Origin of the sequence: Streptomyces sp. NL15-2K, from assembly GCF_030551255.1 — a bacterium.
GTDB lineage: Bacteria > Actinomycetota > Actinomycetes > Streptomycetales > Streptomycetaceae > Streptomyces.
Genome location: NZ_CP130630.1, coordinates 6,798,314 through 6,811,746, shown reverse-complemented (window position 1 = coordinate 6,811,746; position 13,433 = coordinate 6,798,314). Strand labels below are relative to the sequence as shown.

The following is a 13,433-nucleotide window of genomic DNA, read 5'->3' as shown; positions in this document are numbered from 1 at the left end:
TCTGCGCCGTCACCGTTGCCCATCCCCGGGAGCCACCGCATGCCCTCCGCCGCCCCGCACGACCGCCTGCCACTCGCCTTCGGGGGGCGATTACAACCCCGAGCAGTGGCCGCAGGAGGTGTGGGAGGAGGACGTACGGCTGATGCGCGAGGCCGGCGTGACGCTGGTATCGCTCGGCATCTTCGCCTGGTCCCGGATCGAACCGCGGCCCGGCGAGTACGACTTCGAGTGGCTCGACCGGATCATCGGGATGCTGTACGAGACCGGGATCAACGTGGACCTCGCGACGCCGACCGTGGTGCCGCCGGCCTGGTTCTACCGGGCGCACCCCGAGGCGCTGCCGGTGACCCGGGAGGGGGTGCGGCTGGCGTTCGGCTCACGCGGGGCGATCTGCCACTCCGATCCGGACTACCGGGCGGCCGCGGCGGAGATCACTTCGCGGATCGCCTCGCGTTACGGGGGCCATCCGGCCGTGGTGCTGTGGCACGTCCACAACGAGTACGGCGCTCCGGTCCTCGGTTGTTACTGCGACACCTGCGCCGCCGCCTTCCGGGTCTGGCTGCGGGACCGTTACGGCACGCTCGGCGCCCTCAACCAGGCCTGGGGCACCGCCTTCTGGGGCCAGCTCTACGGCGACTGGGAGGAGATCGGGGTGCCCCGGGCCACGCCGACGGTGGGCAACCCGGCCCACCAGCTGGACTTCCAGCGGTTCGCGGACTCCCAGGCCCGCGCCAACTTCGTCGCCGAGCGGGACATCCTGCACCGCCTCTCCCCCGGCGTGCCCGTGACCACCAACTTCATGGTCGCGCCCAGTCAGTGCTCCTCGGTCGACTACTGGGCGTGGGCCCGCGAGGTCGACCTCGTCACCAACGACCACTACCTGATCACCGACGGCCGCCGCACCCACGTCAACCTGGCCCTCGCCGCCGACCTCACCCGCTCGGTCGCGGGCGGCGCGCCCTGGCTGCTGCTCGAACACTCCACGTCGGGCATCAACTGGCAGCCGCGCAACCCCGCCAAGACGCCGGGCCAGATGGCCCGCAACTCCCTCGGCCATGTCGCCCGCGGCTCCGAGGGCGCGCTGTTCTTCCAGTGGCGGCAGTCGCGGCGGGGTGCGGAGAAGTTCCACTCGTCGATGCTGCCGCACGCGGGTACCGGGACCCGGGTCTGGCGGGAGGTCACCGATCTCGGCCGCCGGGTCGCCGACCTGGCGGACCTGCGCGGGACGCGCACACGCGCCGACGTGGCCATGGTCTGGTCGTGGGACTCCTGGTGGGCGCAGGGTCTGGAGTGGCGGCCGAGCAAGGACCTGGACGCGCGGGAGCGGCTCGACGCGTTCTACGAGGCGTTGTACGACCGCCACCTGACGGTGGACTTCGTGCCGCCGGCCGGACTGTCGGAGCTGGATCCCGCGCGCTGCCCGCTCCTCGTCGTCCCCCAGCTGTACTCGGCGCCCGTCTCCGTCTCCGCCGACCTGGAGCGGTACGTCTCGCGCGGCGGCACCCTGCTGGTCTCCTTCTTCTCCGGCATCGTCGACGAGCACGACGCCGTGCATCCCGGGCCGTACCCGGGCGCACTGCGGGACGTGCTCGGGCTGACCGTCGAGGAGTTCGACCCGCTGCTGCCGGACGAGACCGTCACCGTACGCATGACCGAGGGCAGCCTGGCACGCCTGTGTCCGGACGGCACGCCGGACCGCCGGGAACTCCGGGCCGATGTGTGGTCCGAGTACGTCGTCCCCGGCGACGGCTGCGAGACGGTGGCCGTGTTCGCCGACGGCCGTACGGCGGGACGGCCGGCGCTCACCCGGCGGGCGCTGGGCGATGGAGCGGCCTGGTATCTGGCGACCCGGCTGACCGGCGCCGATCTGGCGGCGGTGGTGGATCTCGCGCTCGCGGATGCGGGGGTCACGCCTGCCGATCTTCCGCGCGATGTCGAACTCGTCGTACGGGAGGGCGAGTCGGAGGTGTTCCGGTTCGCCGTCAACCACACCGACGCCGAGGTGAAGGTGGTGCTGCCGGACGGGAGTCGGGCGGCCGTGCCGGCGGGGGCGGTCGAGGTGTTCCGCGAGCCGCGCTGAGTTTCCTGCCCTTGTTCCGCGTTTTGTTCTTCCTCTGTTGTTCCGCGTTTTGTTCTTCCTCTGTTGTTCCGCGTTTGTTCTTCCTCTGTGGCTTTCACCGTGAAGGGACCCTGAAATGCGCAGACGTAGTGTTCTCACCGCTGCCGGAGGCGCCGCACTGGCGGTTCCCGTGCTGGGCGCGGCACCTGCCGTCGCCAGCACCTCCGCCTCGGCGGCGGGCAGTCGCCGTCGCCTGGAGATCCGAGGCATGGACATCTCCTCGCTGCCGAAGAACGAGGCCAACGGCGCCGTGTACCGGCGGGCCGACGGCCGCCGCGACGACCCGGTCCGCATCCTCGCGCACGCGGGCATCACCCACGCCCGCCTGAAGGTCTGGGTCGACCCGGCCGACGGCTACAACAACAAGAAGCGCATACTCCCGCTGGCCCGCCGCCTGAAGCGGGCCGGCATCGGCATCTGGATCGACTTCCACTACTCCGACCGGTGGGCGGACCCGGCGCACCAGACCAAGCCGGCCGCCTGGGCCGACCTGGACGTGGCGGGCCTGACCCGGGCCGTCTACGACCACACCGCCGACGTCCTCGGCGCGCTCCGGCGGCAGGGCACCCCGGCGGATCTGGTGCAGATCGGCAACGAACTCAACGGCGGCATGATCTGGCCCGAGGGCAACTGGGAGCACTGGGACAACCTCGCCGCCTTCCTCAAGGCCGGCCTGCGCGCGGCCCGCGACACCACCCCGCGCATCCGCACGATCCTCCACCTGGCCAACGGCGGCGACAACGGGCTGTACCGCTGGTGGTTCGACAACGCGGTCGCGCTCGGCGTCGACTTCGACATCATCGGCCTGTCCTACTACCCCTTCTGGCACGGCACGGTGGAGCAGGCCGCCGCCAACATGGCCGACATCACGGCCCGTTACGGCAAGCCGTGCGTGATCGCCGAGACCGCGTACCCGTTCACGCTGGAGAGCGAGGACGCGATCAACGACATCATGAACAGCCCCTCGCAGCTCACGCCGGGCTTCCCCGCCACCCCCGAGGGCCAGGCCGCGTGGCTGCGCGCGGTCGCCGATCTCGCCGCCGCCGTGCCGGACGGCCAGGGCCTGGGCCACTGCTACTGGGAAGGCGTGTGGACCTACCGCGCCGGCAGCGGCTGGGACCCGGCGGACCCGACGTCGGGCAACGCCTGGGAGAACCTCGCGCTGTTCGACTTCGAGGACAAGGCGCTGCCGGGGTTGCGGACGTTGGGCCGGTACCGGGCGTAGTGCCTGGTCGTGCGGCTGGGAGCCGACAGCCCCGGGTGTAGCGGGCTACACCCTGGATACGGCAGTCGGCTCCCCCGTGGCAACGGGCGGGCGACGGGATCGTGGACGGCACAGACAGACCGACCTCGTCGAAGGGACGCTCCCGTGCCCAGGAACCGCCGACGCCGTATCACCACGATCGCCACCGCGGTGGCGCCGTCACCCTGACCGCCGCCCTCGCCACCGCCTGCGAACCCGACGACATCGACACCTCACTGGACTGTGTCTCCAACGCCGACACGATCGCCGACAGCCTCAAGTCCATCCACGAGGCCGGCCTGGACAAGTCCATCCTGAACGGCGACACCAACCCCGACTCCAGCAGGATCGATGCGGCGGCGACGCGTTGACGGACGTCTGTACGTCGTGACGCGCCGCCCGGCCTCCTGGCCGGTGCACGCTGCGCGCCCGGCGTTCACCCCCAGGTCGTCCCCGCCGGCTCCCTGATGGTGGCGTTGATGCGGTTGAACATGTTGGTGAGGGAGATGGTGAGGATGAGCGCCGACAGCTCCTTCTCGTCGAAGTAGTCGGCGACCTCGTCCCACAGCGCGTCCGGTACGGCGTCCTGCGACCGGTCCGCGAGGCGGGTGACCGACTCGGTCAGCTGCAACGCGGCCCGCTCGGCGTCGGAGAAGAAGGGTGCCTCCCGCCAGGCGGCGACGGCCGCGATGCGCTCCTCGCTCGCGCCGGCCTTTCGCATGTTCAGGACGTGTCCGTGCACGCAGGCGCTGCACCCGTTGATCTGGCTGGCACGCAGCCCGACGATCTCCGCCACCTCCTGCGACAGGCCGCCCTCGCCGATCGCCTGGAAGATGGTGCCGATGCCCTTCATCGCGCCGGGAAGGACGTACGCCGGGTTCGTCATCCGAGCCTGCATGGTGATGCCTCCTGTGTCAGTGCTGAGCAGGTGAGTGAGAAGCTGGCGCTTCGTTTTCGCTTTCACCGCACTGACGGAGCGGGGGCAGTTGTTGTGACAGACCGGCCGAAAGAATCGCCGGGAGTTTTTCAGGCGCATCTACGGGAGGCCGCCGCCGGCATCCTGGAACGCTTCCCCGAGGCGTCGAGACGCGAGATCTACGCCCTCTCCTTCAACATCTGGCGCATCGACTACGACGACCGCCGCCCCTACGTCGCCATCGGCTACAACACCGAGGGCCAGTACGAGCGGGAGAGGCGCCCGGACGACCCCGGTGAGGCCCGCTGGAACTACGCCTGCTGGCTCCTCGACGGTTTCGAGACCCTCGGCAACGTCCCCGAGGACCCGGCCGGCGGCCCGCTGTACGTCGAGGAGATCAAGCGGCTCGGCCTCTGGTACGACGGCGATGACGTGGAGGTGGGCGCGGACGACGTGATCGACGCCCAGCGCGACCTCCTCAACCTCCACTTCGCCGACGCCTGCATCGACCTCGCGCGTCATCTGCACGACAGCGGCCGTATCGAGCAGCTCTTCGGCCGCCCCCTGCCGGTCGTGGTCTTCGACATGGACTGCCCCGGCTGGGAGATCGAGGCCACCGAGGCGGCCAACCCACCCGAACTGATCGAGGACTTCCTGACCTGGCAGCGGGCGGCCGAGGAGGCGTGAACCGACGTTCGCCGGCGCGGACCCGGCTGTCCGTTCTCAATGAGGTTGGTGGACTGCCTGGCTCTGAGCTGGGAGTTGTCATCTTGGAGTGAGACGGTGCCGCACCTTGATGTGTCAGGGGCTGTGCGGCGGGTTCGACCAGGACTTCGTGGGTCAACGAGGGTGGAAGCGGTAGGACCGCTGACCTGCGGGTTGTCAGTCTGATTGAGACAGGGAGAGCCTCGGTCTCAGGGAAGTTGCCAGTTTCTGGAGGGCTGCCAGCTCGCGGCTCCCTGCCTTGAGCTGGAACCGGCGTGCGATCTCCGGGGCCGATTCCTGGTGATCGCGCCAGTGCGGTGATGAGAGCAGGCTGGTGAGGATGACCGTTTCGGGGTAGGTCGCGATCTCGATGCGGTTCGGAGACGGGCGGAGTGGGTCTCCGTAGATGTCTTCGCCGAGGAGATGAATCCGGTCCGTCCACCGCTGTTGGAGCTGTGTCTCGGCGGCGGTGTGGAACCACTTCAGCAAGCTGTCACGTGCGGTGCGGTAGCTCTGCTCGGGGGCGGAGCCCCTGCGGCGGCTCGTGAGTCGCCGGTGGCGCTGGTTGGCTCTGCGAACGTCGGGCAGAACGCGGAGGAGATGCTGCTCGTCGCCCAGGAGCCAGCGGTGATGTCGTGGGCAGACTGCTTCGTGGGGCAGGGTCTCGCGGACGACGAGGCCGTCGATTCCGCGCCGGGCCATGCAGGGGCGGCATGCCGGACGGTGAAGGGCATCGCCGTGGCCGGTGCTCGGGCGTGGACCGATTCGTTGGCCCTCGCTGAGTTCGGCGAGAGCTGGCATCGCATGCACGAGTTCGGCGGGTGCCCGGCCGGTCAGGGCGGATAGTCCGAGCAGGGCCCGTGGGGTCCAGTGGTCCGTGCGGTTGTCGTCACGGCGGTGATGACGGTTGTGACCGAGAAGACCGGCCAGATAGCGGACCGGCAGGCGGTTGGCGTCCGCGAGCCGGTTCAGATAGGAGCCGACCGTCTCGCGGTGCACTGGCGAGAGGGGGACAGGCAGTATGCGCGGGTGTGTACTCAACTGGCCTTCCTCGTCGCGGGAGTCGAGGGACGGCGTCTGGTCTGCTGTGCAACGGCCCGGTCGAGTTCGACTTCATCGAGTCCGGTGCGTGTGATCTTCTCTGTGCCGCTGATGATGGCGTCCAGTGCGGCTTCGCGGACGAGGTGGGACAGGCTGCCGATCATGCCCCCGGTGCGGTCGTGCAGGTAGGCGCTCAGCTTGAGGAGGGTCTGCGGGCGGTGGGCATAAAGCCGTAGGGCCTCCTCCAGCGTGGTCACCAAGGACTGCCAGGCTTCTTTGTCCTTGGCCGTCTTGTGGGGGAAGGGGCGAGTGGTGATCTCGGTGTAGCGGCTGGCGATCTGCCCGCCGCGGCGGCCCGTGAACAGCCCAGTGTCCTCAACATCGACTCCGGCCAAGACGAACGTCGCCGGGATGCGCTCGGACAGATACTTGATCTGATCGGAGGCTTCGGCGCCGGTCTTGGTGCGGATGTCGAGGTTATGGAGCTCGTCGATCAGCACCAGGCGGCAGCTCCTGCTGCAGAGCAGGTCGCAGACGCGGTTGGTGATGTCGACCTGGCTGAAACGGCTGGGCAGCGGCAGGCCGATGAAGCGGGCGAGTTCGACCGCGAGCATCTTGGGTGTCGCTGCGGGCGGGACGGTGACATAGACGACGGGCAGGGCCTGGTGCCCGACTTCGCCGCGGCGGCGGCCGAGGAGTTCGTAGTTCTTGCCGAGCTGCGTGATCGCGGTGGTCTTTCCCGTGCCCGCGGGCCCGCTGACGATCAGTCCGCGGCGGGCCGACTGCTGGCGACGGTTGAGGAGGATCCGCTTGCGGCCGGTGGTGGTGACGTGCTGGATCGTGGGAGTGCGGACGATGACCAACTGCGCGTGATAGTCCTCGCGTTCACGCTCACGGGCAGTCCGCTGGTCCGGACTCAGACGCTGAATTGCGGCGGGTGAGAGCACCTCGGGAGGCATGGTCTCTTCGGCGACGAAGCATGCCCAGCCCTCCTTCGTGCTCAGCGGGTGGACGTCCTCTGGTTCCTGCCCGGCGTCCGGGGGCGGGTTCATGGACGGCTCCCGTCGGTGAAGGCGTCGAAGACCCCGAAGGGAATGACCTTGCCGACTGGTTGGTCCTCGTCCTCCGGGCCTTCCTGCGGTTCTTCGGGGAGGGCAGGCCGAAGGCCAGGGTGAACGGGGTGGCTGGCTGCCGCGTGGGTGCGGGCGGCAACTTTGCGGTCCGGGCCGTTCTGAGCCCGGGTGAGCAGGTCTTCCACAACTGCGGCGATCGCGCCTTCGTCGGTGTCGTCGGCGCCCTGGGCGGCCAGGACAGAACGGGCGTGTCGCCAGGTGAAGTCGGCGAAGGGGGCGGAGACGGAGTCCAGCCGGGTCCAGGGGACGGTGATCCAGCCGCCTGCCCGGTGATCGCGGATCCAGATGTGGGACAGATCGTAGGGGTCGTAGTGGACTTCCCAGAGGCCGCCCTTGAGGTCGACGCCAGAAGGCTGGCGCCGGTAGGGCGCCAGGTCGCGGCAGTCGTAGGTGCGGTAGTCCATGACGACGCCGTAGTCGTTGATCTTCCGCCACTCCGCGGGCAGGAGTTCGATGTAGTCGTCGCCGGTCAGGCAGACCGGCAGGTGTCCGCTGCGGGCCACAAGCATCGCGTAGACGTCGTTCGGGGACAGAGCCTGGCCCGGCAGGAACGGGCTGCGGAGGCTGTCGTGGGGCCTCGTCTGCCATCGGGCAACGACCCATTCGTCGAAGAGGTCGGCGAGTTCTCGCAGGGTCCAAACAGCCTGGACGTCCTCACCACGCCGGGTGGGGTTGGAGCCGACGTAGCCGGCGACGTGCTGGCAGAACAGCGTGTTGATCGAGGAAAAGGTGCGTTCCACCACGCCTTTGTCGGTCGGGGTGGCGGGCCGGGCCGGCTGGACGGAGACGCCCAGGGTCTGGCAGGCCGTCACGAACGTCTCCGAGATGAACACCTTGCCGTGGTCGACCACGATGGTGTCCGGGACGATCACCGGTTTCGCGGCGGCGTGTTCCAGGCGGGCATCCACGCTCATCAGCCGCGCGTGCGGGATGAGCGAGACGGACATCCGAAGAGCGTCGTGCCAGCCCGGCCGCATCGGCTCGGGGACCAGGATGCGGGCCAGTAGTAGAGCCGCATCCACGGCCTTGGTGCCCGCAGGCCGCAGGACGGCCGCGCAGATCGTCCGTGTTGCGACGTCGACCGCGATGGTCAGCTCGACCCGGCCCGTCACGCCGTCGTCCAGGATCGCCAGCACGTCCAGCGGGGTGGTGTCGATCTGCACGACCTCGCCGGGCCGGGCGGCCTTCGACGGGGTGAACACCCCTTGCGGGCGGCGGGCTCGTGACCGGCGGGCCGTGGCAGTGCCGAAGGAGTGCATCCCCTCCGACAGGGACCGCACCAGCCGGTAGAGGGTGGACCGTGAAGGCAGCTCGACGGCTCCCTCACCGTGACGCTCGACGAGGATCCGCTCAGCCTCGCGGAGCACCCGGCTCCGGGTTCCCGTGGACAGCTTCTCCTGCCCGGCCAGTGCCTCCGTGATGGCGGTGACCAGCCGTTCGTCCGCGTGCCCGGTCGGCTTGGAGACGCGGGTGGCACGGTGGTCGACCAGCCCCCAAAGTCCCTGCTCGCGCCAGCAGCCCCGCAACCGGAACAGGGTCCGGGCGGTCATCGGCGTCCCGAGAGCGGCCAGTTCCTCCGCCTTCGCCGCGATCCGTTCGTTCACCGTGCGCCACTTCGGGTCGTACTCGGGCCGGGGCCTGGCGGTCGGCTCCGCGCCGGGCAGCAGTCCGGTCTCCATCTCGACCATGTGCCGCTCAAGCAACCGGGCCCGCCGCAGGGCGGGCTCGGGAACGGTGTCCAGCAGTCCGAACGACGGCAACCCCGGCGCTTCGGGCAGGGAGTCGAGCATCTCGAAGCCGTCCGCCGCCAGCAGATGGGAGAACAGCACCAACGATGCTCCGCCGGACTCGCCCTGCAGCCGCACCGTGGTGCCGGCCAGACCCGCCACGAGGTGGACCTGTCCGTCGAACCGGACCCGGTCACCGACCCGCAGCACTCCACGAGGCCCCGAGGCAGTCACCGGCCCGCCTCCCCGGTCATCACCACGGTGCGATCACTCAGGCGACGGCCCAGGTCGGCCCGCAGCAGCCCGCGCCAGAGCAGGTGGAAGACCACCGGGAGCACGCCGATCGGATCACCCAGCGTTGCAGCCTGCCCGAGCAACGGTGCGGGAGTCGCGAAGGCCGCGCAGACCGCCGCCGTCATCCCCTCCGACACGGCGAAGCGCGGATGGCGATAGCCCGCCAGCCAGCGCAGATTCGCCACTCGGACGGGATCGATCTCACTGGCGACACGGTAGGCCCAGCCCACCGCGTCACACGCTTCCCGCGCCCGCTTGAACGACTCGGCGGCCCTCTGGTCGATCCGGTCCGCCGGACGGCAGTCCACCACCAGGCCACTTCCGTCCGCAGCCCGCGCGAAGTAGTCCGGAGCGTGTGACCGGCTGCGGCCTGATCCCTCGTCCCGCCAGCTCAGCCAGAACGGCTGCGAGGAGAACCCCGTCACCAGCGGATCGAAGTCGAGCAGCATCGCGTGATCCCGCTCCAGCCACGATTCGAACCCCACATGCCGACCGGTCGTCACCGCCCAGTACAGCCCCGGAAAATGGCGCTGGCCGCGGTACGACGGGAAGTCCCGCACCGGCAGCGCGTCCTCGAAAGCGACATCCCCGGCCTCGGTCAACGGCCGACGTCTCGTCCCGCCGTCCGCTTCAACCCAGCCGATCTCGTACCTCGACGCATCCGCGTACACGGAAACGTGCTCAACCCCCTGCGGCCCTTCAGGCACCGCCGTCCCCACACGAACCCTCATGGGACGACCATCCAGGGTTCGATGACACAGACCAGATCAGATGAGACCCAAACCACCCTGAAGTCGGAAAACCGGGCACCGGCTCACATGCACCACCGAGACCAGCCACGCTGAACTGCCAACTCGTCTGAGAACAGCAGGCTTCACCGATACGGGACACCGGCCGGCTGCGCGCGCCGCGCCCGGCACGCGGGAACGCCCGGGCCGCCCTCAGCCGTGCGCCGCCGCCAGATGCCTCGCCAGCCTCGGTGACGCGAACTCCGTCCCGCACACGAACCGCATCACCGGCCCGTACGACGCCGCCGCCGGCAGACCCGTGAAGTACAGGCCCGGCACGGACGAGACGTACCCTGCCCCCAGCTTCGGCGTGCCGCGGCTCACCGCGAGCCGGGTGCGCAGTTCGGGGCCGAGGAAGTCCATCGCCGCGAGGTCGACCCGCTAGCCGGTGGCCGCTATGACGTGGTCCGCCGAGAGCCGTTCCGTATCGCCGTCGTGCGTGAGGGCCGTCAGGGCCGGGTGACCGTCGGTCGTGTCCGCGCGCAGGACGCGGGCGACCTCGCTGACCCGCACCCTGCCCTCGAATCGGTCGCGCAGCCACCACGCGCCGAGCGGGCCGAGGACGCGGCGGACCAGGTAGTGGCGGACCTGGGCCGGGAGGTGGCGGTAAGGGTGCGGGTAGTAGCTGAGCGCCCAGAGGGATCAGGCGCGGCCGAACGGCGACTCCGGGCGCGGCTTCGCCTGCCGCCACGGCGGCGCCCCGACGGCGATCAGGACCGCGGCCTCCTCGTCGGTCGGGATCAGTACGGTGGGCCGCCTGATCCGGCGCCCCTACGGACCGGATCCACCCCGTCCCGTATCCCCAAAGGACGCTAAGCCGGAACTAGCGACTCCGACAAGGAATTTCCGGACATTGCAAACTCTTTAGACACACCGGACTCTGCCCAAGACAGGTAACTCCGCCGTAACGTGTGGCCCGACCATGGAACGCACGGTATGCGCGAGAGCGAGGCAGCACCCATGCCCCCCTTCGATGTCCCCGAGGGCGACCCCTTCGGCCCGCACAACCTTCCGTACGGGGTCTTCTCCCTCCCCGGATCGGCCGGCTCCGGCGGCCCCGTCGAGCGGCGGGTCGGCGTCCGGCTCGGCGACCACGTCCTCGACGCGGGCGCGGCCGCCGCCGTCCTCGGCTCCCCGTACGTCTCCCTGCTCGCGCGGCCCTCCCTGAACCCCCTCCTCGCCGCGGGCCGCACTGCCTGGTCCGACGTACGGCGCGCACTGACCGCATGGGTGACGGTCCCGTCCCACCGGCAGACCATCGAGCCCCTGTTCCACCCTCTGTCCGCCGTCACTCTGCACCTCCCCTTCGAGGTCGCGGACTACGTCGACTTCTACGCCTCCGAGAACCACGCCCGGAACGTCGGCCAGATCTTCCGCCCGGACGCGGCCGACTCCCTGACCCCCAACTGGAAGCACCTCCCGATCGGTTACCACGGCCGCTCCGGCACCGTGGTGGTCTCGGGCACGGATGTCGTACGACCGTCGGGGCAGCGGAAGGCCGCTTCCGACCCGGCGCCCGTCTTCGGGCCTTCCGTCCGCCTGGACATCGAGGCCGAGGTCGGCTTCGTGGTCGGGGTCCCCTCGGAGAGGGGGAACCCGGTGCCACTCACCGACTTCCGCGACCACGTCTTCGGCCTCTGCCTCCTCAACGACTGGTCCGCCCGCGACATCCAGGCCTGGGAGTACGTCCCCCTCGGCCCGTTCCTCGGCAAGTCCTTCGCCACCTCCGTCTCGGCGTGGATCACCCCGCTGGACGCCCTGGAGGAGGCCCGGGTGGCTCCGCCGTCACGGACACATGAGCTGCTGCCGTACCTGGACGACGCCGAGGAGGAACCCGGCGGCTACGACCTGCGCATCTCGGTCGCCATCAACGGCCACGTCGTGTCCGAGCCCCCCTTCTCCACCATGTACTGGACCGCCGCCCAGCAACTCGCCCACATGACCGTCAACGGCGCCTCCCTGCGCACCGGCGATCTGTACGGCTCCGGCACGGTGAGCGGCCCGACGGAACGGGAACGCGGTTCGCTCCTGGAACTGACCTGGAACGGCCGCGACCCACTCGAACTCCCCGACGGCAAGCGGACGTTCCTGGAAGACGGCGACGAGGTGACGCTGTCGGCCTGGGCACCGGGGCCGGACGGGGCGCGGGTCGGGTTGGGGGAGGTCAGGGGGCGGATCGTGGCAGGATGAGGACAAGGGCCGCTGGGCTGAACATCGCTTCTCCCAGCCCCAGTTGAGGCCCCGGAACTCTGGCCGGTACACACCACGCCTCACACCGGACGACTCCCGAAACCTGCCGCGCGCCGCCCGCCGCCGTCATACTGGGGGCGGGCGGCACCGCGCGGTACGACGACGGACCCGCCGCCCCGCACCACCCCACCTGTGCACTCCCGTGCACCCCTTGCACCCGTAGCCGCCCTTTTTCCGACCAGGATCCGGAGCCCGTGGCATGACTGTCTGCCTGCTCCTGCTGAGCGCCGTCGCCCTGACGGCCGCCGTGCCGGTCCCGCGCGCACTGACCCGAGCGTCGTGGCCCGAACGGGATCCCGTGGTCGCGCTGTGGGTGTGGCAGTGCCTGGTCGCCACCGTCCTGCTGTGCTGTCTGACGGCGCTCGTGCTGGGCACCGCGGCCGTCTTCCACACCGTCCGCGACCACGTCTTCGCTCCGGCGCCGCCCGGCGTGACCGCCGCGTACGACCTCTCCGCCGCCCCGATCTGGGCCGCCGGCCTGACCCTGTTGCTGGCCTGCGGGGCCGCCTGGACGACCGCGATGCTCGCCCGTGAGCTCGCCGAGGCCCGCCGACGCCGTGGCCAGGCCCGCGCCCACCTGCGCGAACGCGCCCCCGACCTGCCGGCCGGACTGCCCGCCGCGCGCGGGCCTCTGCTGGTGCTGGAGGACGAGTACCCCGACGCCTGGTGGATGCCCGGCAACCCGCCCCAGCTGATCGTCACCACCGGCGCCCTGCACCGCCTCACCGACCACCAGCTCGACGCGGTCCTCACCCACGAACGCGGCCACGCCCGTGCCCGCCACGACTGGCTGCTCCACCTCTCCACTGCCCTGGCCACCGGTTTCCCCCGTATCCCGCTCTTCGCCCACTTCTGCGACCAGACCCACCGCCTGGTCGAACTCGCCGCCGACGACACCGCCTCCCGCCGCTGCGGTCACCTGACCACGGCATTGGCCCTGATCGAACTGAACCAACACCGGGGCGTCCTCTCCTGCGCCTCCACCCACCGCCTCCTGGGCGAACGCGTCGACCGCCTCCTGGAACCCCGCCCCCGCCTGGGCCGCAGCCACCGAGCCCTGACGACGACGGTGGCAGCGCTGGTCCCGCTCCTCCCTCTGCTGATCACGTTCGCACCGGGCCTCACGGCACTGTCGTAACCACGACCACTGCGACCAGCCGCGCGCAGCCGACGCCGTCAGACGGAGCGAGTCACCGCCGCCCGGCCCCAGGATGCGG

10 protein-coding genes and 2 pseudogenes are annotated in these 13,433 nt (G+C 70.2%); 6 read left to right on the top strand and 6 right to left on the bottom strand.

All coding sequences use genetic code 11. The features are described from left to right. Positions 1 to 39 precede the first annotated feature (39 nt). The 3 genes and pseudogenes from Q4V64_RS30765 to Q4V64_RS30755 all read left to right on the top strand — a co-directional run bounded on the left by Q4V64_RS30765 (position 40) and on the right by Q4V64_RS30755 (position 3,733). Positions 40 to 2,080: pseudogene (locus tag Q4V64_RS30765) on the top strand (beta-galactosidase). Positions 2,081 to 2,195: 115 nt separating this feature from the next. Next, positions 2,196 to 3,344: an arabinogalactan endo-1,4-beta-galactosidase gene (locus Q4V64_RS30760; protein ID WP_124439973.1), complete on the top strand. Its 1,149-nt coding sequence runs from the start codon at positions 2,196 to 2,198 to the stop codon at positions 3,342 to 3,344. Positions 3,345 to 3,445: 101 nt separating this feature from the next. Beyond that, positions 3,446 to 3,733 (top strand): hypothetical protein, encoded by a 288-nt coding sequence (locus Q4V64_RS30755; protein WP_253266936.1) that lies wholly within the window; start codon positions 3,446 to 3,448, stop codon positions 3,731 to 3,733. 65 nt (positions 3,734 to 3,798) lie between these two features. Here Q4V64_RS30755 and Q4V64_RS30750 read toward each other — a convergent pair whose 3' ends face one another. Continuing rightward, complete coding sequence (locus Q4V64_RS30750; protein WP_124439974.1) at positions 3,799 to 4,260, bottom strand: carboxymuconolactone decarboxylase family protein; 462 nt, start codon at positions 4,258 to 4,260, stop codon at positions 3,799 to 3,801. 93 nt (positions 4,261 to 4,353) lie between these two features. Here Q4V64_RS30750 and Q4V64_RS30745 point away from each other — a divergent pair, with 93 nt between their 5' ends. Next, the gene (locus Q4V64_RS30745) at positions 4,354 to 4,965 is read left to right on the top strand and encodes a hypothetical protein (protein WP_124439975.1); all 612 of its coding nucleotides are present in this window, start codon (positions 4,354 to 4,356) and stop codon (positions 4,963 to 4,965) included. Positions 4,966 to 5,160: 195 nt separating this feature from the next. Here the strand turns inward: Q4V64_RS30745 and Q4V64_RS30740 are convergent, their stop codons facing one another. From Q4V64_RS30740 to Q4V64_RS55335, 5 genes and pseudogenes are all read right to left on the bottom strand, one after another. After that, on the bottom strand, positions 5,161 to 5,982 hold the full coding sequence (locus tag Q4V64_RS30740) for a TniQ family protein (protein ID WP_253267552.1): 822 nt from the start codon (positions 5,980 to 5,982) through the stop codon (positions 5,161 to 5,163). A 38-nt stretch (positions 5,983 to 6,020) separates the two neighbouring features. Beyond that, complete coding sequence (locus Q4V64_RS30735; protein ID WP_172629638.1) at positions 6,021 to 7,076, bottom strand: AAA family ATPase; 1,056 nt, start codon at positions 7,074 to 7,076, stop codon at positions 6,021 to 6,023. After that, positions 7,073 to 9,118 carry a Mu transposase C-terminal domain-containing protein gene (locus Q4V64_RS30730; RefSeq protein ID WP_124445746.1) on the bottom strand — a complete coding sequence of 682 codons (2,046 nt, stop codon included), beginning with the start codon at positions 9,116 to 9,118 and terminating at the stop codon, positions 7,073 to 7,075. The genes Q4V64_RS30735 and Q4V64_RS30730 overlap by 4 nt, the downstream gene beginning before the upstream one ends. Beyond that, complete coding sequence (locus tag Q4V64_RS30725; RefSeq protein ID WP_253267553.1) at positions 9,115 to 9,780, bottom strand: TnsA-like heteromeric transposase endonuclease subunit; 666 nt, start codon at positions 9,778 to 9,780, stop codon at positions 9,115 to 9,117. Before Q4V64_RS30725 ends, Q4V64_RS30730 begins: the two co-directional genes overlap by 4 nt. Before the next feature lie 339 nt (positions 9,781 to 10,119). After that, positions 10,120 to 10,677 (bottom strand): annotated as a pseudogene (locus Q4V64_RS55335) (NAD(P)/FAD-dependent oxidoreductase); the annotation flags it as partial. A 249-nt stretch (positions 10,678 to 10,926) separates the two neighbouring features. Between Q4V64_RS55335 and fahA the strand changes: the two are divergent. Together fahA and Q4V64_RS30705 are read left to right on the top strand one after the other, a co-directional pair. Next, on the top strand, positions 10,927 to 12,156 hold the full coding sequence (gene fahA, locus Q4V64_RS30710; protein ID WP_124440064.1) for a fumarylacetoacetase: 1,230 nt from the start codon (positions 10,927 to 10,929) through the stop codon (positions 12,154 to 12,156). Between the two features lie 259 nt (positions 12,157 to 12,415). After that, positions 12,416 to 13,354 carry a M56 family metallopeptidase gene (locus Q4V64_RS30705; protein WP_124440051.1) on the top strand — a complete coding sequence of 313 codons (939 nt, stop codon included), beginning with the start codon at positions 12,416 to 12,418 and terminating at the stop codon, positions 13,352 to 13,354. The last annotated feature ends 79 nt before the right edge of the window (positions 13,355 to 13,433 follow it).